This window comes from Klebsiella sp. CN_Kp100 (genome assembly GCF_040065315.1).
Taxonomy (GTDB): domain Bacteria; phylum Pseudomonadota; class Gammaproteobacteria; order Enterobacterales; family Enterobacteriaceae; genus Klebsiella; species Klebsiella oxytoca.
The window spans coordinates 17,919-39,327 of sequence record NZ_JBEAIJ010000040.1 but is presented as its reverse complement, the minus strand read 5'-3'; the positions used below and the strand labels follow the sequence as shown (position 1 = coordinate 39,327).

General features: G+C 51.2%; 21 protein-coding genes and 2 pseudogenes. 10 read left to right on the top strand and 13 right to left on the bottom strand.

Features of this window, described 5'->3' with window-relative positions:
- Positions 1 to 76: 76 nt before the first annotated feature.
- From ABLV12_RS16485 to ABLV12_RS16465, 5 genes are all read right to left on the bottom strand, one after another.
- Positions 77 to 595 carry a fimbrial protein gene (locus tag ABLV12_RS16485; protein ID WP_049127388.1) on the bottom strand — a complete coding sequence of 173 codons (519 nt, stop codon included), beginning with the start codon at positions 593 to 595 and terminating at the stop codon, positions 77 to 79.
- Between the two features lie 8 nt (positions 596 to 603).
- Positions 604 to 1,536, bottom strand: a complete 933-nt coding sequence (locus tag ABLV12_RS16480; RefSeq protein ID WP_348867167.1) for a fimbrial protein — start codon at positions 1,534 to 1,536, stop codon at positions 604 to 606.
- Positions 1,537 to 1,566: 30 nt separating this feature from the next.
- Positions 1,567 to 4,098, bottom strand: a complete 2,532-nt coding sequence (locus tag ABLV12_RS16475) for a fimbria/pilus outer membrane usher protein (protein WP_348867166.1) — start codon at positions 4,096 to 4,098, stop codon at positions 1,567 to 1,569.
- 63 nt (positions 4,099 to 4,161) lie between these two features.
- Positions 4,162 to 4,833, bottom strand: coding sequence for a molecular chaperone (locus ABLV12_RS16470; RefSeq protein ID WP_016807754.1), 672 nt, complete (start codon positions 4,831 to 4,833; stop codon positions 4,162 to 4,164).
- Positions 4,834 to 4,888: 55 nt separating this feature from the next.
- Positions 4,889 to 5,419, bottom strand: coding sequence for a fimbrial protein (locus ABLV12_RS16465; protein ID WP_004101580.1), 531 nt, complete (start codon positions 5,417 to 5,419; stop codon positions 4,889 to 4,891).
- A gap of 417 nt (positions 5,420 to 5,836) precedes the next feature.
- Here ABLV12_RS16465 and ABLV12_RS16460 point away from each other — a divergent pair, with 417 nt between their 5' ends.
- The 4 genes from ABLV12_RS16460 (at position 5,837) to ABLV12_RS16445 (ending at position 9,179) form a co-directional block, all read left to right on the top strand.
- Positions 5,837 to 6,466 carry a winged helix-turn-helix transcriptional regulator gene (locus ABLV12_RS16460; protein ID WP_032742579.1) on the top strand — a complete coding sequence of 210 codons (630 nt, stop codon included), beginning with the start codon at positions 5,837 to 5,839 and terminating at the stop codon, positions 6,464 to 6,466.
- An 83-nt stretch (positions 6,467 to 6,549) separates the two neighbouring features.
- Positions 6,550 to 7,182, top strand: coding sequence for a winged helix-turn-helix transcriptional regulator (locus ABLV12_RS16455; RefSeq protein ID WP_004101576.1), 633 nt, complete (start codon positions 6,550 to 6,552; stop codon positions 7,180 to 7,182).
- A gap of 169 nt (positions 7,183 to 7,351) precedes the next feature.
- Positions 7,352 to 8,098 carry a DeoR/GlpR family DNA-binding transcription regulator gene (locus tag ABLV12_RS16450; RefSeq protein WP_049592037.1) on the top strand — a complete coding sequence of 249 codons (747 nt, stop codon included), beginning with the start codon at positions 7,352 to 7,354 and terminating at the stop codon, positions 8,096 to 8,098.
- Positions 8,099 to 8,111: 13 nt separating this feature from the next.
- Positions 8,112 to 9,179, top strand: a complete 1,068-nt coding sequence (locus tag ABLV12_RS16445) for an oxidoreductase (protein ID WP_064396164.1) — start codon at positions 8,112 to 8,114, stop codon at positions 9,177 to 9,179.
- Between the two features lie 163 nt (positions 9,180 to 9,342).
- On the opposite strand, the gene umuC is transcribed toward ABLV12_RS16445, so the two are convergent.
- Positions 9,343 to 10,608, bottom strand: coding sequence for a translesion error-prone DNA polymerase V subunit UmuC (gene umuC, locus ABLV12_RS16440; RefSeq protein WP_004112576.1), 1,266 nt, complete (start codon positions 10,606 to 10,608; stop codon positions 9,343 to 9,345).
- Positions 10,608 to 11,030, bottom strand: coding sequence for a translesion error-prone DNA polymerase V autoproteolytic subunit (gene umuD, locus ABLV12_RS16435; RefSeq protein WP_017146019.1), 423 nt, complete (start codon positions 11,028 to 11,030; stop codon positions 10,608 to 10,610). Before umuD ends, umuC begins: the two co-directional genes overlap by 1 nt.
- A 284-nt stretch (positions 11,031 to 11,314) precedes the next feature.
- On the opposite strand from umuD, the gene ABLV12_RS16430 reads away from it, so the two are divergent.
- On the top strand, positions 11,315 to 11,509 hold the full coding sequence (locus tag ABLV12_RS16430; protein WP_004101565.1) for a hypothetical protein: 195 nt from the start codon (positions 11,315 to 11,317) through the stop codon (positions 11,507 to 11,509).
- Between the two features lie 523 nt (positions 11,510 to 12,032).
- Positions 12,033 to 12,347: a PTS cellobiose transporter subunit IIB gene (locus ABLV12_RS16425; RefSeq protein WP_017146020.1), complete on the top strand. Its 315-nt coding sequence runs from the start codon at positions 12,033 to 12,035 to the stop codon at positions 12,345 to 12,347.
- A gap of 54 nt (positions 12,348 to 12,401) precedes the next feature.
- Here the strand turns inward: ABLV12_RS16425 and ABLV12_RS16420 are convergent, their stop codons facing one another.
- From ABLV12_RS16420 to ABLV12_RS16410, 3 genes are all read right to left on the bottom strand, one after another.
- Positions 12,402 to 12,965: a DUF1440 domain-containing protein gene (locus tag ABLV12_RS16420; protein WP_004112567.1), complete on the bottom strand. Its 564-nt coding sequence runs from the start codon at positions 12,963 to 12,965 to the stop codon at positions 12,402 to 12,404.
- Positions 12,966 to 13,223: 258 nt separating this feature from the next.
- Entirely contained in the window at positions 13,224 to 13,412 is a 189-nt protein-coding gene (locus ABLV12_RS16415) for a hypothetical protein (RefSeq protein WP_004101558.1), read from the bottom strand.
- Positions 13,413 to 14,079: 667 nt separating this feature from the next.
- Entirely contained in the window at positions 14,080 to 14,985 is a 906-nt protein-coding gene (locus ABLV12_RS16410) for a LysR substrate-binding domain-containing protein (protein ID WP_348867165.1), read from the bottom strand.
- A gap of 137 nt (positions 14,986 to 15,122) precedes the next feature.
- Here ABLV12_RS16410 and ABLV12_RS16405 point away from each other — a divergent pair, with 137 nt between their 5' ends.
- Positions 15,123 to 16,055 (top strand): aromatic alcohol reductase, encoded by a 933-nt coding sequence (locus tag ABLV12_RS16405; RefSeq protein ID WP_348867164.1) that lies wholly within the window; start codon positions 15,123 to 15,125, stop codon positions 16,053 to 16,055.
- Positions 16,045 to 16,167: pseudogene (locus ABLV12_RS16400) on the top strand (oxidoreductase); the annotation flags it as partial. The gene ABLV12_RS16405 and the pseudogene ABLV12_RS16400, both read left to right, overlap by 11 nt.
- A 57-nt stretch (positions 16,168 to 16,224) precedes the next feature.
- Here the strand turns inward: ABLV12_RS16400 and ABLV12_RS16395 are convergent.
- Entirely contained in the window at positions 16,225 to 17,205 is a 981-nt protein-coding gene (locus ABLV12_RS16395; protein WP_004101551.1) for a nitronate monooxygenase, read from the bottom strand.
- Positions 17,206 to 17,361: 156 nt separating this feature from the next.
- On the opposite strand from ABLV12_RS16395, the gene ABLV12_RS16390 reads away from it, so the two are divergent.
- Positions 17,362 to 18,246, top strand: coding sequence for a LysR family transcriptional regulator (locus tag ABLV12_RS16390; protein WP_024274075.1), 885 nt, complete (start codon positions 17,362 to 17,364; stop codon positions 18,244 to 18,246).
- A gap of 131 nt (positions 18,247 to 18,377) precedes the next feature.
- Here ABLV12_RS16390 and ABLV12_RS16385 read toward each other — a convergent pair.
- Positions 18,378 to 18,921: pseudogene (locus ABLV12_RS16385) on the bottom strand (GNAT family N-acetyltransferase).
- A 203-nt stretch (positions 18,922 to 19,124) separates the two neighbouring features.
- Positions 19,125 to 20,009 (bottom strand): LysR family transcriptional regulator, encoded by an 885-nt coding sequence (locus tag ABLV12_RS16380; RefSeq protein WP_004101545.1) that lies wholly within the window; start codon positions 20,007 to 20,009, stop codon positions 19,125 to 19,127.
- Positions 20,010 to 20,180: 171 nt separating this feature from the next.
- Here ABLV12_RS16380 and ABLV12_RS16375 point away from each other — a divergent pair, with 171 nt between their 5' ends.
- Entirely contained in the window at positions 20,181 to 21,317 is a 1,137-nt protein-coding gene (locus ABLV12_RS16375; RefSeq protein ID WP_071786774.1) for an alpha/beta hydrolase, read from the top strand.
- The last annotated feature ends 92 nt before the right edge of the window (positions 21,318 to 21,409 follow it).

Genomic DNA, 21,409 nt, shown 5'->3' with positions numbered 1-21,409 from the left:
CAGACGATAGTCGCCAGCGAAATTACGGCGATCGCCGATTTACAAAATAGTGTACAGAAAAGCATGGTACTTCCTTTTATTGCCAGGTAAAGGTCACGGTGACAACTGCATTAATCGTACCGGGCGTAACACCACCTCGCGGGCTGAATGCCCGCGCGCGCAGGCGGTAGCGATATTGATTATTCACAATCGTCCCGCTTACCGTTTTATCCTTACCTAAAGGCTGCCCTTCTGCCGTTTGTAGCTGTATGGCAATATTGTCTGCGCTACCGCTATTCTGATAAAGATCGTCCGGGCCAGCGTTATCAGCATTACCGGAAAACTGCATCGTGGCCGTTGTCGTTCCCGCAGGACAGCGTTCAATATCAAAATCAAAGGGTACCCACTCCGTCGCGGAGCCAGGCGTATAGAGAGAAGACGCCCGGATACCCTGCGAATCGGTCAAGGAAATTGTTCTTGCAACACTATCGCTGCTGATCTGGCAGGGGGCGGCAACTATTTTACCCTTGATATTCAACGAAACCACATCGCCGGCCAGTAGCGGAGCGGAAAACAATACCAGAACCAGACATAAATCATGTAATTTGGCGATCATTGCCTCTCCTATTGATAAGTCATATCCAGAGTTGCGGTCGCGTTAGCTTCGCCGGCTTTAACCACCGGCTTGGTCTGATAATAACGAGCCGTAATCGGCAAACTTTCCAGGCCGCCCGAGGATTGCTTTAGCATCAGGCGATTATTCAGCTGCACTGGCACATTGTTATAAAGCAGCTGAACGCCAACGCCATCCGCAACGGTCTCGCTGCCCTGGCCGGTTAACGCCAGCACGCTGCGGTCGCCGCTGGCGTCCGGATTCTGCGTCCCCTGGAGTTGTATATGGATATTTGCTCCGGCGTTGCAATTAAGTCCCAAATTCTGCGTGTCCGTGTGCGGAGGCGAAAAACCCGCAGCAGACCCAAACTCGGCCGCGCTTACGCTGCCGAGATCAAAACTCAATACCTGGCTCGAAATAGAGCAGCTAAGCACATTTACCTGTGAACTGGCGTCCAGGGAGATTTTGGTAAAATAATTGCCAGGAGAACCAAACCACGCCTGAGCAATTAACCCTGGCGTTAATTGTCCGGAGGTGATATTTCCGGTTTTCACCAGCGACACCGTATAATATCCCAGGTAAAAAATGTAGTTTGCGGTTACCGGAGGTAAGCTAAAATCTCCGGGCATGCCATTTACTTTGATCCCTACCCCTTCAAGGTTGGTTTGATAAACGCCGCTGACTGGCGATTCAATACCCGACAAATACACCATGGAATAATTTCCGGGGCAAGACTCTCCATTATCCGAAGTAATGGCAGCTTGCGCATAGCCCGGGGAGACGGTAGAAGCGATAGTCGCCCCTACCGGGATATCGCATTGAACATTCACCGTACCAAAACCAACGGTATTGATCTGCGCCAGTAATACCTCACAGGTCACCGCGGAACAGCAGCCAGCCGTTAAACTCAACATTAAAATAATGAGAGATATAAACTTTCTCATAGAAGTACTCTTGTGCTTGAAAAAATAACGCTAGCGACAGGTAAACTGCGCCATGCTAATTCCGCTAATGCTATTATCTGCAGCCAGAGAATAATCCACCTGACAGCGCTGCGAGTTTTTCTGGCCCCAGGCAACGTCTAAGGTTCCCTGCGGCGGCATGCCGGTTAAATAGACCTGACCTGCCTCATCGACGATAGCGCTGCGCCCTTCATTACCCATCAGATTAACCAGCGCGCCAAATGGCACCGGCTGTTGATTATTCTGTTTTAGCGTTAACAGCGCCCGCAAACCCACATTAGCAATATAATCGGCGCGGACCACCGCTCCCCGCGTCGGAATAACCGTTTTATTGGTAATCGCCAAATCGACATTCTCCGGTAGGGTTGTCGTATTCAGGCCAATATCGTTTTTACGATAGGGTGATACATTATTCGTTACGGTATAGCCGCGAAAATCGGTCTTCGCGCCATTCTGATTATTAATGTCGACGCCGGAGGCGCCAGGAGCTTTTACCAGCACATTCGTTTCACCCAACGGTTGCGAGAACGTGATGCCGTCGGCATGCGCCAGAACCCCGCCCGCCAGGCCATAGCTCAGCCGCTCGCTATTTCTGTCATAACTGTAGCCGCTCGTCAGTTCACCATAGGTGCTTCGATAATCTGCATTCGCGCTGCCGCTGTATCCGTCGCCTCCGGAACCATACCCCTGCTGAACGCTCCAGTTCAGCGAATTGCCTTCCAGTGCAATGCCGTTTATTCCGACGGAATGGGTCGCACCGCCGCTCTTGCTGCTATTCAGGGCATAATTTGCCCAGGTATTGCTGGCCAGACGCGGCAACGGAACGCTGATATTCAGTGAAATAAGCTGTTCGGCGCTCCCTGTACTGCGGTTTTGTCCACCCGATGCTCCGCCATTTTGACTTCGCGTCCAGTTAATGCCGTAGCTAATCCCTTGCCAGGCGTTGTTATAACCGGCGCTCAGCGATGAGGCTGAGCGACTGGCATGCCAGTAATCTTCACGGATCGCACTCATCATTAATGACCCTGCGCGCTCACCCAGCCCCTGACTCAGCGTCATCTCCATTCTGTTGCGCCGATGTTGGTTCACCGTGCCGGGATTCCCCCACGAGTCCAGCGTTTCCTGCATAGCGTAGTAACCGCCGGTTGAGTAGCGATATCCCGCAATAGCGAAATTGGTGCCGGTGGCGAGCATATTTTTGCTGTAGCGTATGCGCCACGATTGTCCGGCCTGTTTCTTCTCCCCCTGAGGATGCGACCATGCCTGCGTCACATCGCTGGAGAGCGCGCCGATATCGCCGAGGTTTCTTCCTAAGCCGCCGGCAATTGACTGATATTTGGCTGATTCCTGAAAGCCGCCATATAGCGTGAACCCACCGCCTGCCCCTAAAATACCCGTCATCTGGCCGAAGGGAGTTTTATCGACGCGGCGGTCCCAGGAGCGGTACTGGCCGGCCGTCAGGGCATATTTTAATCGTCCTTCGCGTTGCAGAATCGGTAACGAAGCATAGGGAACAATAAAATTTTGCTCGCTGCCATCTGCTTCTTTAATGATCACGTTTAGATCCCCGGAACCGCCGGTGGGATACATATCATTAATTTCAAATGCGCCGGGAGCTACGTAGTCCTGGTATATAACATAACCATTCTGGCGAATAACGATCTGCGCATGCGATCTTGCTATCCCGCGAATCACCGGGGCATAGCCGCGCATCGACTCCGGCAGCATGTCATCATCAGACGCAAGCTGGCCGCCGCGAAAAGGCATACTATCGAAAATATCCGCTGGCGCCGTACTGTCGCCCAGCGTCAGCTGAGCTTTTAACGCAATAATATTGCGCTGCGCGTAGCTGTAAATCGTCTCCCACTTCTCTTCCCCCTGGCTGTCATGATTCCAGGTGGAGTAGTGACGCAGCCGCCATGGTCCCAAATTTATGCCCGGACGCAGGTTGGCATATTGACTGCTGCTCTTTTCGTCCTGATGGCGCCCCCAATCGTTGGCTCCGCTAAGCATATAGTTCAGCATGACAGCGTTAATACCTTCGTCCCAACGTTCCGGGGGGACATAACCTCGTGCTACCGGTGAAAGCGCAGCTTGCGGAATACTTAATCGCAATTTTTGCATGCTAAACAGAAATTCGGACGTTGCCTGCGGGATAGCGGAGAGATCCGCACATTTCCCGGTGCCGGATAAGGCGGCAAATTGCGCCGTTTTCACCCCGTAGCTCTGTAGCAGGTCCACCGTCAGGCAAGGTTTTAGTTCTGGCACTCCGCCCTGGCGCTCAACGGCATAAAAGACGATATCCCGCGCATCAACCACCTTGTCATTTATAATCACATCGACATGATAAGTACCCAGTGCCTGAGCGCCGTTTTCAAAAGCTGAAAGGTCGGCCCCTTTCATTTCGGGGTTATCAATTTCAAGCAGCGCCGGGTTAAAAAAATCACGGCCCTGCGCGTCATTTCCCATAACGGAGAATAACAGCGTGACGCCAACCACCAGGTATGCTGGATAATGCTCCGGCTTTCGCTTTTGTGCTTTCATAAGCATTCACTCCATTACGATAGTTTTTATTGTTATTCTGTCGCTATCGCCTTAATCCTTTTTTTACGGCATGACGTTATGTATTACGCCAATTCCGCCATAGTCATTAATGAGCTTAAATGCAACTGGCGTAGAGGTTCCGCCTGAGGGAATAGCGTATGAACGGGTTGCACCTGGCGCGACGAATGTCACATCGTCTATCTTTACTGTTCCTACTTTTATTTCATTAAAATTCATATAGTACGGAGTGGGATTGGTGACCTGAAGTCGATCGCCCGTTCGCTGCCATCTGAGTTTATCCGCCTGTTCTTCAGGACTACTTTGTTTCAGCGCCGCGGGACGATAAATCAGCTTTATTCGTGTTTTCACGGCCACCTGTAAAGTATTATCCCGAGGCGTCACCGACGGAATAGATTTAATGTTTAGCCAGTACATTGATTCACGATCTTGAGATAACTGTCCGGCCAGAATAATACGCATCACGTTCTGCTGATTTTTATCCAGCCGATAAAGCGGCGGCGTAATAATAAAAGGGGCTTTATTCCCACCCGGTATTGAAGGTTCGACCCAGGACTGGATGAGATAAGCCAGGCCGTCGGGATTGGTCACGCTCAATGAAGCCTCTTTTTTATCACCCGCATAGATCACCCGCGTCCCGCCGATAATCACCCCCGCGTAAGATGTTGAAGTAAGGGTTAAAAGCGCCACCGTCGCCACTGCGGTAAAAAACTTCATTGCACACTCCAGCGATAATCAGGGCCGAGCAGTGGCCCTGATTAACGTTCAAAAATTAGTTGTAGTTAACGGTAAAGTTGGCAACCGCATTTGCCGGACCGGCAGTAACAACTGCCTGAGTCGCCTGATAAGAGGCATAAAAATCAAGATTGTTATCAGCCGTGGTGACCAACGGGTAGCTATAGCTATTGACCTGATTTAGCCCTTGCAAACTTTTATCCGCCGTCATCAGCTTAATAGCGACGCCGCTTGCCGCAGCCGGCCCCTGGGTAATAGCTAAAAGATCGCTATTGTTTAAGTCATTGGCGCCATCAAATTTCACCTTTGCTGAGTTAACGCTCGCCGGGCAGTTAATCAGCTTAATCGTGAATTTAGTTGCGTCAGACTCATCTCCTGTACTCTGGAATGAGGTGCGCGCCACGCGGCCCAAATCGACCGTCATCGTATTATTACTGCCGATATCTACGGTGCAGGCCTGGTCAAGAATTTCACCGGTAAAGTTAATGGTGCCATCAGCAGCGTGAGCGCCTGCCGCCGACAGAGCGGCGCTGATAGCAAATGTCGCCATGATTATTTTATTATTCATTTTGATACTCCTTAATTAATTTACTCTCGTTCCGCGGATAAAAACATGGCATCAAATTCGCCCGTCATCATTTCGCAGACGTTCCATTGCTTCATCATTTGTTTAGACAATAAATTATCCTGCCGGAGGCAATGCACAAGAACATACTTGTATTAAAATCTGCATTCAGGCGATATTGCCCTGTACAAATAGTGATATTAAAAAACCAACCTCATTGCTCCTGATTTAAATTTTGATATAAACCCACCCATTATCTCAAGTGATTTTTCGGTGTAATTTTACACCGCCTGAGATATTCACTCTCCGCTAGCGGTTGGCTCATAATTTCACTCTCAGTTGAATCAGCACATTGATGCCAGGCTATTCTTTTGGAGATATAAAAACGTGTCTGATAGTATAAACACAGTGAAAACAAGTATGTATGGGGCTTTATCTTTCAAACCAACGTCGCATATTGAAAATCTTATTACTCACCTCAAGCCCGGGTCTAACATATTTGAAACACATCCCAGACAAAAAATTAACTACGAGAATGATAGTTCTCGTAAATGTTACTTACTGCTCTCCGGCAGTATTGCGCTTTTTCGCACCCGGGATGGTTTTATGATGAACTCAGAGTCCGCGCCTTACGTTTTTGGCCTAAGCAATCAGCTGGCCGCAGCCGACTATCTTTATATGCAAACGATGGAGCCTTCTCGTATCGCCAGCCTGTCTTTATTTACCGCCAATACCATTATTGCCGAAAAAGACCTGTGGGAAAGCCTCGCGCATTTACTTATTTATACTGCCGGACGCGTTTACGATCACTGTACCCGCATTTCCGCACCAAGCTCATACGCGATTATCCGTTCACAATTATATGAGCTGATGCAGGAGTCCGCTGAGATTCGGCAGAGCATTACTGCGGCAAACTATATCCAGTCGCGGACATTTCTCTCTCGCAGCAGCATTATGAAAATCCTTGCCGAACTAAAAAAAGGCAGTTATATCACCACCGAACGCGGGATTTTGTTGCAGATCAAACAGGGAATCCCGTTGAAATACTGAAAGTTACGCCAAACTTGTGTCCTGTTGCCCAACGACTATCTTCTGCTAGATTTAATGTCATGGCAGATTAAACAGAATGTTCTATGGCTGCGCGCGATCGTCATATCGATATCAAAGTACCGTCACCTCATCTGACGCCTCTGCTTGCCGCGATAACCCACGATGAGGATTACCGCCTATGGAAAAAAAGCAGCAAACTTTTTTTCCGCCGTGGATCGCAACCTTTATGCCACTTCGTGCGTAAAGGCAGTGTGCTGATCGTGCGCAATGAAGATGCCTTCTCCCTCGGCATTCTTTCCGCCCCGCTGGCGTTGGGTTTTACCGTTCCACTGTCGGAACACCTTCATTTGCGTACGATGGCTGAATCTGAAATCGCTACGCTTCCCTATGAACAGGTGATGGCGATAGTCGAAGAAAAGCAGATTTGGGACCTGGTTGCTAAACACGTTATGTTTGTGACAAATAAAATTTTCATTTATAACGAGATGCTGACGGCGCCCACCAGCTTTGATATTTTGCGTTATCAGTTGCTGATGCTGATTCAGGAACCCGACGAAATCCGCGCCAGTACAGCCGCCTATCAGTATATTCTTGACCGTACTCGGTTATCACGCAGCAGTATTATGAAAATGCTCGCCGAATTAAAAAAAGGTCACTATATCCAGCTGGAAAATGGCAAACTCCTGGCCATACACCACCTACCTACCCGATTTTAAATACCGCAGCCGTTACTCAGCCCGATCTGGACTACGCGAAGGATTATTATTCGCCGGGACAAAACGCGGCAGCTGCGTCGTTAGCGCCAGACCGCCGATGCTGCCGATTTCTTTTTGCGCAAAATGCTGTATTATGCGAGTTATTGCAGCATTTTGCGGGGTCATAATAGTGCATAAAACGGCCAGACAAAAATACCTCATTGATATCCTTAGTGAAAAAGGCCAGGTCACCATCAGCGAACTGGTTGATAAACTGCAGGTATCTGCGGATACGCTGCGCCGCGATCTTAGCGACCTTGAAAAACAGGGGCTTGCCCAGAAAAACCACGGCGGCGCTATCGCGCTTAATCTCTCGATAATGAATCGCCAGAACCGCAATACGCTGCTGGCGGATACCAAGCAGCGGATCGGGAAAATGGTGGCGGAGAAGATCCCCGGCGGATCGACGCTGTTTCTTGATGCGGGTAGCACCGTGCTGGCCGTCGCCGCCTGGATACAGGGCCCGATGACGATCATCACCACCTCATTGGATATTGCACAACACTTCAGCGATCGCGCGGATATTGAGCTGATTTTACTGGGTGGAAAATGGGACCGACAGCAGCGCCTGTTTGCCGGAAGCGCGACGGTATCTCTGCTGGAACGCTATCGGGCGGATATCGCGATCCTCGGCGCCTGCGCACTCCACGCCGACCTCGGCCTTAGCGCCAGTCAGGAAGCGGATGCTGAAGTCAAGCGCGCCATGCTGGCGGCCAGCGCAGAACACTGGCTGGTCGCCGATCATCTGAAACTGAATCACTGCGAGCCCTGGCTGGTTGCCGGGCTCGCCGACATCCATCAGCTCTTTCTCGACCGGCCATGGAAAGAATTGCAGGACAACGGCTCAACACAACTTAATATCGCTGAGACTAAATAACGCGGAGATGCTTATGAGTAACGCTAAGACTATTAATATTGCCCTGATTGGCTACGGCTTCGTCGGCAAGACTTTCCATGCGCCGCTGATTCAGTCCGTCGAAGGCCTGAATCTGGCGATTGTCGCCTCGCGCGATGAAGAGAAGGTCAAACGCGACCTGCCGGACGTCACCGTCATCGCATCGCCTGAAGCGGCGATTCAGTATCCGGAAGTCGATCTGGTCGTCATCGCCTCGCCTAACGCGACGCACGCTCCCCTTGCCCGTCTGGCTTTAAATTCCGGTAAACATGTCGTCGTCGATAAACCGTTTACCCTGGATATGCAGGAGGCCCGCGAACTGATTGCGCTGGCGGAGGAAAAACAGCGGGTGCTGTCGGTGTTCCATAACCGTCGCTGGGATAGCGACTATCTGGGAGTGAAGCAGGTTATCGAACAAGGGCTTATCGGCAAAGTGAAACATTTTGAGTCCCATTTCGACCGATTCCGCCCGGAAGTACGTGTCCGCTGGCGGGAGCAGAACGTACCGGGAAGCGGCCTGTGGTTTGATTTAGGTCCGCACCTGATCGACCAGACGCTACAGCTATTCGGTCTGCCTCAGTCGGTCCAGGGAAATATCGCTACCCTGCGTGAAGGCGCGGAAATCAACGACTGGGCGCATGTGGTCCTCAACTATCCGCAACATAAAGTCGTTCTGCACTGCAGCATGCTGGTGGCAGGTGGGGTGGCGCGCTTTACCGTTCATGGCGATAAAGGCAGCGTCGTTAAACAGCGCGCTGATCGGCAGGAGAGCCAGCTGCTGGCGGGGGTGACGCCGGGGAGCCAGGACTGGGGCCAAGACGACGATAGTCTGGTCCTGTACGATGCAGACCTGCAGTCACGTGAAATCAGCGCCCCGCAAGGGGATCAGCGCCAGTACTATATTCACGTCCGCGACGCGCTGACCGGCAAAATCAACAATCCGGTATCGCCGTTAGAGGCGCTGGCGGTAATGGCTGTGCTGGAAGCCGCGGTAAAATCGGCCGAGAGCGGAACGACGCAAACCTTAGCGCTGACCGCAGAGGAACTGGCAGGTCTGAAGTAAGCGCTGCGCTAGCTGTCTGATGGCGGATTCCCGGGTCGGTGCGCCTGCATCGGTTCCGGGAAAGTTCTCTTCGCTCGCTCCCGGCGTTACGCTGACCGGGGTATCCGAGAGGGCTTGTTGGCGACAGCTTGCGGCAGCGAATAAAGCGCCCGTTCATACTGGCTTACAGTTTGACCCGCAGCAGGTCGCTGAACCGGGTGGTGTAGGCTGGAGACAGCCTGTGCCGTTTCATCTCCCAGCTACGCGTAATCCCCTGCCCGGCAAACCAGAGCCGACCTTTTTCACGCCGATTCACAAAATCAAGCACCTCCATCAGCTGTTCGCTGTTGGCGCGCGGGCGATAGTCATCAAACAGGCCTAACTGGGCCACGCCCCGGCTAAAGAAATCACCCAGCATCACACCGCACTTTTGATATCGGTGTCCCTCCCGCCAGATAGTCTCCAGGCATTTTACCGCCGCGGCGACGATATCCCGGCTATCCTGAGTCGGAATGTGAATTTCTGTCCCGGCATCGTTACCGTAATAGACGTCATTGCCGGCGAAAGGACTGGTTTTCAGGAATACCGAAACATAGCGGCAATACTGATGCTGCGCGCGCAGCCTTTCCGCCGCGCGTACCGCATGGCTGCATATGGCTTCGCGCATCGGCCCATATTCGCTTACCTTCTGACTGAATGAACGCGAACTAATGATTTGCTGTTTCGTGGGCATATACTCTTCAGGTTCAAGGCAGGACTCACCTCGTAGCTCACGCACGGTGCGTTCCATCACCACGCTGAAATGTTTTCTGATGAGGGAAGCGGGCATTTCGGCAAGTTCAAGGGCCGTGGTAATTCCCATATCATTCAGCTTTTTCGCCATGCGCCGCCCCACCCCCCAGATTTCGCCGACGGCAACCTTCGCCAACAGTTTCCTCTGCCTGGCTTGTAAAGAGAGATCGACAACACCCTCGAATTTTGGCCATCTTTTGGCCGCATAATTAGCCAGCTTGGCCAGCGTTTTCGTCGGCCCGATCCCGACCCCGACCGTCAATCCTGTACACTGCAGCAGCGTACTTCGCACGTGGCGCCCGAATGCTTCAAGCTCCTCAGTGCGATGGATGCCGCTGAGATTCACAAACGCTTCATCAATGGAATATTGATACACCGCGGGAGACAGCTCCTCAAGAAGGGTCATAACGCGCTGGGACATATCGCCATAAAGCGCATAGTTGCTGCTAAATACCGCCACCTGATGACGCTCAAACTGTGATTTCATTTTGAAATACGGCGCGCCCATCGGGATCTCCAGCAGTTTAGCCTCGTGATTCCTCGCGATTACGCAGCCGTCGTTATTGCTTAACACCACCACGGGGCGCCCACGTAAATCAGGACGAAAGACCATTTCACAGCTGGCATAAAATGAATTCACATCGACCAGAGCAAACATCAGCGCAGCCTGTTGATGCTGAAAGTGACTACGCCAAAAATCTCCAGCTCTTCACCGTCGTTGTGCAGCACAATCGGCGGAAAATCCGGATTCATCGGCAGCAGTTGCATCGTAGGGTGCGTACACAGGCGTTTAACCGTGTATTCGCCGCCGATAGCGGCAATGATGATATCACCATGCTTCGCCTTCAGGCCGCGATCCACCACCAGCAACGTACCTTCATAAATGCCGGCATCTACCATCGACATGCCGGTCGCCATAACAAAATAGGTTGCCGCAGGATGGCTGATACAAAGCTCATTGAGGTCTATCCCCTTCTCGATGTAATCCTGCGCCGGGCTGGGAAAGCCGCACGACACAAGGTCGCTAAACATCGGAATCGACAAGATTTCACGTATTTCAGCCGGTTTACTGAACATCATAATAGATCCTCTCACACCAATACTGTATTTATATACAGTATTAATTTTTCAGCTGAGTTTATCAAGCCGCCCGGCAAACATTGAGGCGAAAACATAAAAAGACGTAAAATTCTGCCTGAGACCATGACTGTCGCAGGCAGGCCACTTCCGGACCTACGTATTCCAGATGGTTTTGCACTGCGCGCTGGAAATTTCCTCAATTTGGGAGGAGGATAGAATCCGTAGATGCGCTCTTTGCACATAACCTGCTGTTGTCCACCCGACATACTGAACTGGAGATTCATATGTATTACACGTTAGGAGATAAGACTCTCCACTTTTATCGTTATCAGTGCCGCTTTTATGTTGCCCACTGGGATGGCGGCCATGTGATGACGGAGAAGTTCAAGCCGTTTGTTGCTTCTATCACCGAGAAAACGGGCATTGATGCAAAGAACGTTGAGGCGGCGGCGCGGGACTACTTCAATAACGTTGATTGAGAATGTACTTAATACCATCGCTATCGGCTCAGCCATAGCGATGATTTCCGTGGGCAAACGGCAGAAGTTCAGGCAATAGTCATGTCACGGTAACGTAAAATAAAGGCTGTAAGCTAAACCCCGGATCCCACCAGCGCTAAAACGAGGTGAAGAGATGGCCATGTTAAAAGCCAGCAATCTGGAACAGGCAAAGCAGCTACTGCAGTCCGATGATACCGTTAAAATAGAACTGGATTTCGAGCTCGACTCCGATGACTTCTTTAATTTTGCTATTGAGTACTGTACACATGGAGCAAAGCTTACGCGAGTTGGCGATCGCTTCGTAATTTCACGGAAAATAAAGTAGTCTGCGCGTTAACCTCCTGCCATTCACAGCGTCACAGAGGCCGTCGATTGATGTATCTGTGATGCTCTCAGACACAAGAAATATCTGCATAAATTGCCATGAAAAATTAATGCAGCGCGCATTTTCGTTAATCAGAGAGGAATAAGGTAGCTACGGTTACTCACCGAGGGTTAAAACGTGAAAAAACGACTAATCTGCTGTCTGTTCGGCGAAACGGCAGGTATTATTGCCCGAAGGATGCAAAAAATAGCCGATGACCGACAATGCGATCGCTTAATCAGCGCCGTTGGGGTTGAAAACTTCTTTAGCATCGCCCCCGCCGTTGATGGCGTTCTGATCGCGCCACATATTCAGTATAAAATTGCCGAATTTATTGCTGCGTTGCATTTACCTCAGGAAATTGCTGTTATTGAAAGCTTGCCCTACGCTACATTTGATGGCGAAAAGATCCTCAATTTCGCGCTGAATACAATGCCGCGTGCTCTGGTTTAGTCTGACAGTCCTGGCCACAAGAACCCGTGGAAACACGGGTTCCTGCGGAGCCAATTATCTGAAGGGCGCATCCAGAGGCACTTCGGCGTCAGGCTGGTGAGTAATGCGGTTGCGAAGGTCGCGACGAATCATCTCAATCGCCCAGAACCAAAAAATATGCCCCACTAACTCCGAAATATACTCATCTGCAGGAATATTCAATAAGGAAGGCGTCAGGCCCAGTAACGGAAATGAGATCCAGTGAACGGCAATGGTAGCAACAATCCCTGCCCACGCCCCCTGCCATAATTTGACTTTCGGAAAGATTTCAGCAACAACGCAATATCCCACCGCAAACACCAGAGAGAATATAATATGCGTCACCATAACCGGATTAATGATATGCTCGGAAAAAGTATATACCGTATGCGTGGGGTCAATTCCCAGATAGTCGCGCAAGAAAAGATACGGCGGATTAAACTCATCCCTGCCACCGGAAAAGGTTCGAGGGGGTAAAGGAACTTCCGCACCCCATTTAACGAACGCAGACATAATCCCTGCAACCACCCCGACAAATAGCGCTACGCCATAACGGCGCCTTTCCGGTTGTGTCTGAATAAAAAACTCTTTAATCGCCATATTAATCACCATTAATCCATTACATTTATTTTTCTTATCTCATTTTTAATGGCATTACGGGCAGGCAACATTGATCAAGATCACACTTTCCGGATGCCGGTGCTACCAGTTATGTACTGTAATTATGGCCATAATGCTTTCGCCTGCGAATCGTAAGCGATTTTTTTACACAAAAAAGCCGCCCGCAGGCAGCTTAGTGACAAAAGGGTGACAATATTGAATAATTTAAGATTAATGGCCCCTTTCAGGGCCGCCAGGTTACTTGCGTAACTCGAGCGATGCCGAGTTTCTGGCAATATGCGGGGCGATATTATCGAATGTAATCATTGCCGATTTACAAAAAATGCATTTCGCGCCAAACGGATTTTTTTCAGACACATCGTAAGTCGATGTTCTGTACTGTGACCCATGACAGCATGGGCACCTAAAATGAATGTGGTCAATCATGATGTTAGCCTCTTTTTGCTACAACATTCTCTACCGCAGGAACATTCACAGAAATCACCTTCCCGGCTTTCTGTTACAGCGTCATCGCGCTGCTCTGAATGGTTGAGAATAACAATGACTCATTGTCATTACTTCTGATAGATACCTCTGAAGCTTAGTCCAGATTGAGCTCTATTACTGCACCAGCGATTTTTTAATGTTGTTGTTTGCTTAATTTGCCCTCAGGGCACGTAATGTTCGGTAAATTTCAATAAAAAGTTGCGTGCTTTCAGGATAGCGATATCTCTTTTGCACTTTTTCACGCTAAACGGCGATACTAAAACTACCACTTTTGCTATCACCGTTCGCGTCAGCTTCTGAACTTGTCTACTCGGGCTTAGACCGTCATCGTTGTCGCAGGTTCAAAAAACTTAACACTATTTGCTTCACAGAATTAATTAATAACGAAAAGGAGACTCTAAAGAAGGATTATCGATGGATAACGCTTGAGATGAGAACTGCTTTACTACTCGTTTCATTACTGGATCTGTGGAGTAAATCAACTATATATTGATCGCACAAAAGTAGTTTGATAGCAAGTTTTATTTTGCTCGCGTGGCGGAAGCAAGGTTACGGCGCTCACATAATCGCGGCTTAATGGCCCGAATATTAACGCCCTGGATAGCGATTATTCGTCAGTGACCGCCTGCTGTAACAGCGCTTTGCTCCACGCATAGAAGACCCGTACCGAAGGAGGAAGGTATCTGTTTTGCGGATAAACCAGCGAAAGGGGCAAAGCGGAAGAGAAGTTCTCCAGACAGGAGACCAGCGCGCCGCTGCGCAGGTACGGCATAGCCAGATAGCTGGCAACCCGAATGAGCCCAAGCCCTTGTATTCCGGCCTGAATGTAGGAATCCGTGTCGTCGACGACCAGCGTCTCTTTCATGCGAAGGGCATAATCCCCCTCAGCAAGCGAAAAATGCCACTCGATACTCCGACCGGTACGGTGGTTCAGGTAGCCAACGGCGCGATGCTGTTCCAGTTGGTCAAGAGTTTCCGGCCGACCATGAGCGGCAATATAGTCTGGAGATGCGAGAATCGCCCAGCGAAAGCTGGCAAGCGGTCGGGCAACCAAAGTGGTCGAATCGTCGATTCTGCCCGTTCGTATCGCGCAGTCATACCCTTCCTGAATAATATCTTCTACGTCATCACTTGAACAAATCGTGATATCCAGACCGGGATACTGCTGCAGAAATTCCGGCAGCCCTGGGATAATACAATGTCGGGCAAGGGACTGCGGCATACCCACTTTAAAGCGTCCTCTGGGCTGCGCAAATCTACCGGGGAAAGAGGACTCCAGGGTGGCGATCTCAGCCAGAAGCCTTTTGCACTCTGTATAATAACTGCGGCCGTCTACCGTCACGCTAAGCTTACGGGTGGTACGCTGTAAAAGCTGAATTCCCAGGTATGCTTCAAGCTCTTTAATCACCCGCGATACCGTTGAGCGCGGCAGCCCCAGCACTTCAGCCGCTCTGGCGAACCCGTGTGAATCCACCACGCAAACATAGACCTGCATTGATTCCAGCTTATCCATTTTGCCCCTTCACCCACGAGATTGTTCCATATTTGTGAACAGTTTAACCCAATGTTGAGTCCTTATCGAATGTAGCTGATCGACCTAAACTTCCGTAAACCCAATCGATAGTGTGATCTGATCAGTAAGGAGTCAGAATGAGAGAATCTCATATTAATGCAGGTGAAAAGGTATTAGTGCTGGGAGCGGGACAGTTGGGCGCAGCCGTACTCAGCTCATTAATCCCGGCGGTCAAGCGACAAAATGGTACCGTCGCGGTTATCGTGTCGCCAGGATCGTGGGGCGATCGGGGGGAGTTGCTTTCTGCTAGCCATCAACAACTGGCGGCGGCGGGGGCAGAATTTATTGCCTGCGACGTAGCCGCTGGTACGGTTGCATCGTTAACGGGCCCGTTTGCAGAGTTTGATACCATCATCAACTGCATGGGCTTTATTGCTGGCACAGGAACCCAGATAAAGATTACCCGTGCGGTACTGGAGGCCGGAGTGAAGCGCTATTTTCCCTGGCAGTTTGGCGTAAATTACGATGTAGTCGGAAAAGACAGCGGTCAACCCGTCTGGGACGAACAGTATGATGTCAGAACATTATTACGGGAACAAATCGCCACAGAATGGGTGATTATTTCGACCGGTATGTTTACCAGTTTTCTTTTCGAGCCTGCCTTCGACGTGGTGAATTTATCGCAAAACACGATTAATGCCCTCGGCAGCTGGGATACCCTGGTTACCGTAACAACACCCGCGGATATTGGCCGTCTGACCACCGCGATTTATTTGCAACAACCGCGGGTGAGAAATGACGTTATCTTTATCGCCGGAGAAACCACTTCCTATAGAAAACTGGCGGACACCGTTGAGCGGGTAACTCAAAAATGCTTTTCAAAAAAGGTACTCACGTTGCCCACTCTACTGGAACAACTACGTTCAAACCCGGACGATGGAATGCTTCGCTATCGCGCAGCTTTTGCCAGGGGAGACGGTATGTGGTGGCCAATGAATAAAACGTGGAATGCACAAAATAATATACCTACCCAGGATATTGCCTCGTGGCTCAAAAGTAGTATTTATTAAACGCCACAGTCGTCCCGAAGAAGTCGCAGCAATGGTCGCGGGGCTGGCAGGCCCGAAAGCCTCGTTCGTAACAGGAGCCATGCAGACCATTGACGGCGCGTTTGGTGCGTGATGCCATGACGGGGTTTGGCAACCGCGAGATCCCGTCATGATTTTGTTGCGTCGGTTTTCAGCCTACGGCTAACTCGTTCACAACACTGGCGGCGCTTTTGATGCTGCGGATAGTGCCGATCCCCGTACCGAGTGAGATATAGCCTTCTTCAGCATTCCCCTCCAGCATGCCAATACGCAAGCCACGCAATCCCCCCATTGCTCTGCCGAGCTCTTCATGACTTGCGCCGGCCTTATCCATTGCGACCAAAGTTTCAGCGAGCCTGCCCGGCAGGGAGCGATAGTAGTGCGGCTGCGTGCGGAACAGCAGCAAATCAAGACCGTTGGCGGCAATAATTCTGTTTTTAATCGACAGCGGTACCCTGCTCTCTTCCGTTCCGATAAACACCGAACCGGCAAATACCCCTTCTGCGCCTAATGCGTGCGCCGCTCTGGCGGTGCGGTTATCAGTAATACCACCCGCAGCCATTAGCGGAATATTTTTCACCGCATCGGCAATCAGCGGCACGATTGAAAAAGTACCCAGCGCGGTGCCCGGCAAGGTTCCCCCTTCATCAAAACCGGTCGCGACAATGATATCGGCGCCGGCCTCTTCAGCAAGACGAGTATTTTCAGGCGTTGGATTGATATCGCGATAAATAATAGCAATGCCCGCCTGTTTAAGTTCATTAAATAACGACGGAATGATCGCCCCTTCACCGTAGCCGGTATAAACCACAGCGCTGACGCCCTCTTCTTTAATTACCTGCAGAATGGGTGGGGTCCAGATGTCATTGTCTGGAGAGGGGATCAGGTTCACACCAAAAGGCTTTTCGGTCAGTTGCTTAGTTTTACGAATCTCTTCGCGCATTTTTTCAGCGGTTTCTTCGGGCGTTGATACCGCAGTCGCGGCGGTTAATCCGGCATTAGGGCCAAGTACGCCAAGTCCCCCGGCATTGCTGACTGCGGCGACTAGACGGGCATCGGTCAACCAGGAGAGAGGGCCCTGAATCACCGGTTTTTCAATATGCAGGATCTGGCAGATACGGTTAGTTTTCATAATGGATTATCCTTCGCAGTGGCGCTACGGCGCGGGTCGTTTTTGCTGGAAGGAGTGTATGACGTTAGATTATTTAGAAAAATAGCTAAAAAAGTTCATCACTATTATAAAATTGATAACAATATCTACTCTGGCATCAGGCAAAAGAATACAGCCATGCAATTAAATCTCTTTGAATCTATAAGAATTTTTATTGAAATTGTCGAATCAGGCAGCTTTACTCAGGCAGCAGAAAACCTGCAAGTTCATCGCCCCGCCGTGACGAAAGCCTTACAGCTGCTTGAGCAGCACTGCGGTACGCGTTTGCTGCAGCGAACCACGCGTCGCATTAGCCTGACGCCTGACGGGGAAACGTTTTATCACCGGAGTAAACCTTTACTCTCCCAGGCGGATGAGCTGCTGGAGTCTTTTGGCGCCGATCGCGTACTGCGCGGCCAGCTGCGGGTTGATATGCCCATCGCTTTTGCAACTTTACTGGTTGTCCCCAGGCTTCCTGATTTTTATCGCCAGCATCCTGACCTCGAAATCATTCTTAGTAGCTCAGATCGCCGGAGAGATATGCTGCGCGATGGTCTTGACTGCCTGCTCCGCGTCGGGGAACTGGATGACGGAGACTATATCGCCCGTAAGCTGGGCAATATTAAAATGACGACCTGCGCCAGCCCGGCCTATATTGCCCGCTACGGCGCGCCGAACACGCTGGAGGATTTACAGCAGCATCAGGCGATCAACTGGATTAACAGCAACAGCCGACAAAGCATGCCGTGGACGTTTACCACGCCAGAAGGCCCCGTTGAAATGACGCTTCCCGGTAAGCTGGTCGTGGATAACTCAGAAACCTATTTATCTGCGGGGCTGGCAGGCCTGGGATTAGTCCAGGGGATGAACGTGTTTTTACAGCCTTATCTCGACCGGGGGCTGTTAGTGGAAGTCTTACCCGACAATCCTACCCCCGATCGCAAACTGTCACTTTTGTATCCGCACCGCCATCTTTCCCGCAAAGTTCGGGTGTTTACCGAATGGTTAGAGAGCTTATTGTGAAAAACAAATTTAATACCGTCCTCCTGGGTGAAATTAACAGGATTAATTCACAGCAGGACAGGCGTGCCGTCAGTAAACCTTCGCCAGGCCATAGGCTCTGCGTTGGCTGGCGGCGGCACGACAGCAGATACTCATTCCGGAAAGATTAATGCGTTCAGGACGTGATCCTGCCAGATACCATTAATTTTCAGATAAGAGTGCGCATAGCCCTCTTGCACAAAACCCAGACTTTTAAGGGTATTGCTGCTCCGCACGTTATCAGGCAGATGATTGGCCATGATCCTGTGTATCCCGTAATTCTCACGCACGTACCGAATCGCCTGCTCTAACGCTTCGCGCATCAGGCCCTTTCCCTGGCAGGCGCGATCGAGGGAAAAGCCCAGATAGCATGCCTGAAAAACGCCGAAGACAAAGTTAGTGAAGTTGATACTGCCGATGATTTGCGGTTCATTTTTTTAGGGTGAAAACCAGCATCAGGCTACGTTTTTCGTCATACTCTCTGCGCGCGCTGCTGATTCTTTGCGCAATAGTGTCTAACGTAAAATAGTCGTCATTTCGCAAGGGTTCGAATGGCGCAAGGTGAGAACGGTTTTCCAGCAAATAATGCTGTAAATGCCGTGCATGATCGGGCGCCAGTAAACAGATATCGGTGCGCTCCGTAGATAATAACTTCATCGCTTAGCCCTACTAACATGTTGGGCGATGATTATAGGAACTGGCGCAAAAATTAACAAATACAACCATAACATTTAACATCAAAACCACATACCCTTATTTCTCTAATAACTTCGCATTCGGCGCTGCGCCGGTCACTGACCGCCACGGGCACCGCTCCTCTCCTCGTGCCCGTCTCCCGTATCAGGCATCCTCGTACCTGCTCAAGTTCGCAATGTATCTATCACCGCCCGCAGCGCGGGGGAGACGTTGCGATGAGGATAATAGAGAAAAGAGCCTTCCAGCCGCTGGCTGTAACGCTGCAGGACTCTGATAAGCGCGCCCCGCTCCAGGTCGTCGGCGACCAGCTCCTGCGGAACATAGGCCAGGCCCAGTCCCAGACGGGCGGCTTTCGCTTCCATATAGCTGTCGGCAAAAGCCCACTGCCCCTGAGGCCGGTGGGTAATTTTTTTACCCTGCTCATTCAGCTCCCAGGCGTAAAGGCTACCGTCGCCAAACTGGTAAGCGATACAGGGATGGACGACCAGATCCGCTGGCGTTTGCGGGAAACCGTAGCGGCGAAAATGCTCGGGCGTGCCGACAACGGCCATCTCCATATCGGGCGAAATGCGCACTGCGACCATGCCGCCGCCGACCTCCGGCCCAAGACGCACCCCGGCATCAAACCGCTCTGCAATAATATCGACAAACCGACTTTCGCTAATAAGTTCCAGCCGGATATCAGGATAGCGCTGCTTGAACACCGCCAGCTTCGGCAGAAGGACTTTATCAATCGCATGCTGGCTGGCGTTAATGCGGACGGTGCCGGAAGGCGTGTTGCGATAATACGCCAGAGTGGAAAGCCCCGAATCCAATGCATCAAAGCCCGCTTCTACCGTTCGATAGAGCTGCTCGCCGGCCTGGGTAAGTGAAAGTTTACGGGTCGTGCGCACCAGAAGCTGTACGCCGAGCCTTTCTTCAAGTTCGCGTACGGCGCGGCTGACGCCGGATTGCGCCAGCCCAAGCCGCTGCGCGGCGGCGGTAAAGCTCCCTTCCCGCACCACCAGCATGAAAAGGTAAAGATCGTTATAGTTTTCCCGCCTCGCCATCATTCTCCCCGCTACCGTTTCGCTATTTATCACAATTTGATATGAATCTTAGCACTTTCCCCCCGCTAATCAGCACTCTGACTGCTAACTATAATCAGCGCACTGCAACAAAGCACAGCAGCGTTGTCCGTATGAAACCTGTATCAGGAACCTGTTTTAGGGGAAATATTGATGAAAGCGTTCACCAGAAAACTGACGGCCGTCATGCCAGCCATGCTGCTATGCGCATCATTAAGTGGAGTAACAACCATGAGCTATGCCGATACAACCAATCCGAACGCGCCCGTTTCGCTGATCGAAACCTGGGACAAAACCTTTACGAAAAGCGCGAAAGTCGATCACCGCAAGGTGACCTTCCAGAACCGCTACGGGATCACCCTGGTCGGCGATCTCTACATCCCTAAAGATCGCGGCGAGCGCAAGCTGGCGGCGATTGCCGTAAGCGGCCCCTTCGGCGCGGTGAAAGAGCAGTCCAGCGGGCTGTATGCCCAGACCCTGGCAGAACAGGGCTTTGTCACCCTCGCCTTCGATCCTTCGTACACGGGGGAAAGCGGCGGTCATCCGCGTAACGTCGCCTCGCCGGATATCAATACTGAGGATTTCAGCGCGGCGGTGGATTTTTTAGGATTGCAAAACGAAGTGGATCGCAACCGAATCGGCCTGCTCGGCATCTGCGGCTGGGGCGGCATGGCGCTCAACGATGCCGCGATGGATACCCGCGTCAAAGCGGTGGCCACCAGCGTTATGTACGATATGAGCCGCGCGATGGGCCACGGCGTTGGCGACGGTAAAGATCGTTATACCACCGCCGATCGCCGCGCCGTACTGCAATATCTGAACGCGCAGCGCTGGAAAGATGCGGAAAACGGTACCTTCGCACCGGGCGGACATGACATTTATGTCGATGAGAAAGGCAACGCCAGCGCGGGCGATCGTATCCTGCCGGAAATCCTGCCTGCCAATCCGAACCCGGTATTGAAAGAGTTCTTTGATTATTACCGCATGCCGCGCGGTTTCCACGCCCGCTCCGTCAACTCAACCGGCGCGTGGAACGCGACCATGCCGCTGTCGTTTATGAATATGCCGCTGCTGAGCTATGCCAATGAAGTCACCATCCCGACGCTGATCGTAACCGGTGAAAATGCCCACTCACGCTATTTTGCCGAAGACGCTTTTAAGGCTATCGGCAGTAAAGAGAAAGAGCTGGTCATTGTCCCAGGGGCGAACCATGTCGATCTGTATGATAATGCGGCCGGTAAAATCCCGTTTGCCAGATTTGAACAGTTCTTCAAAACCAGCCTGAGATAACGCCCCCGAGCCGCCCGTCTTTGCGGGCGGCTGACCCTCGCGCCCATGACTTTTCACCGCCTTTTTTGCCGCTATTCCATGCCAGGCGTCCT

Bases quoted from the DNA above. Each gene is read 5' to 3' on its own strand.
- ABLV12_RS16485 (WP_049127388.1), bottom strand. From the start codon at position 595: ATGATCGCCAAATTACATGATTTATGTCTGGTTCTGGTATTGTTTTCC.
- ABLV12_RS16480 (WP_348867167.1), bottom strand. From the start codon at position 1,536: ATGAGAAAGTTTATATCTCTCATTATTTTAATGTTGAGTTTAACGGCT.
- ABLV12_RS16475 (WP_348867166.1), bottom strand. From the start codon at position 4,098: ATGAAAGCACAAAAGCGAAAGCCGGAGCATTATCCAGCATACCTGGTG.
- ABLV12_RS16470 (WP_016807754.1), bottom strand. From the start codon at position 4,833: ATGAAGTTTTTTACCGCAGTGGCGACGGTGGCGCTTTTAACCCTTACT.
- ABLV12_RS16465 (WP_004101580.1), bottom strand. From the start codon at position 5,419: ATGAATAATAAAATAATCATGGCGACATTTGCTATCAGCGCCGCTCTG.
- ABLV12_RS16460 (WP_032742579.1), top strand. From the start codon at position 5,837: ATGTATGGGGCTTTATCTTTCAAACCAACGTCGCATATTGAAAATCTT.
- ABLV12_RS16455 (WP_004101576.1), top strand. From the start codon at position 6,550: ATGGCTGCGCGCGATCGTCATATCGATATCAAAGTACCGTCACCTCAT.
- ABLV12_RS16445 (WP_064396164.1), top strand. From the start codon at position 8,112: ATGAGTAACGCTAAGACTATTAATATTGCCCTGATTGGCTACGGCTTC.
- umuC (WP_004112576.1), bottom strand. From the start codon at position 10,608: ATGTTTGCTCTGGTCGATGTGAATTCATTTTATGCCAGCTGTGAAATG.
- umuD (WP_017146019.1), bottom strand. From the start codon at position 11,030: ATGATGTTCAGTAAACCGGCTGAAATACGTGAAATCTTGTCGATTCCG.
- ABLV12_RS16430 (WP_004101565.1), top strand. From the start codon at position 11,315: ATGTATTACACGTTAGGAGATAAGACTCTCCACTTTTATCGTTATCAG.
- ABLV12_RS16420 (WP_004112567.1), bottom strand. From the start codon at position 12,965: ATGGCGATTAAAGAGTTTTTTATTCAGACACAACCGGAAAGGCGCCGT.
- ABLV12_RS16415 (WP_004101558.1), bottom strand. From the start codon at position 13,412: ATGATTGACCACATTCATTTTAGGTGCCCATGCTGTCATGGGTCACAG.
- ABLV12_RS16410 (WP_348867165.1), bottom strand. From the start codon at position 14,985: ATGGATAAGCTGGAATCAATGCAGGTCTATGTTTGCGTGGTGGATTCA.
- ABLV12_RS16405 (WP_348867164.1), top strand. From the start codon at position 15,123: ATGAGAGAATCTCATATTAATGCAGGTGAAAAGGTATTAGTGCTGGGA.
- ABLV12_RS16395 (WP_004101551.1), bottom strand. From the start codon at position 17,205: ATGAAAACTAACCGTATCTGCCAGATCCTGCATATTGAAAAACCGGTG.
- ABLV12_RS16390 (WP_024274075.1), top strand. From the start codon at position 17,362: ATGCAATTAAATCTCTTTGAATCTATAAGAATTTTTATTGAAATTGTC.
- ABLV12_RS16380 (WP_004101545.1), bottom strand. From the start codon at position 20,009: ATGGCGAGGCGGGAAAACTATAACGATCTTTACCTTTTCATGCTGGTG.
- ABLV12_RS16375 (WP_071786774.1), top strand. From the start codon at position 20,181: ATGAAAGCGTTCACCAGAAAACTGACGGCCGTCATGCCAGCCATGCTG.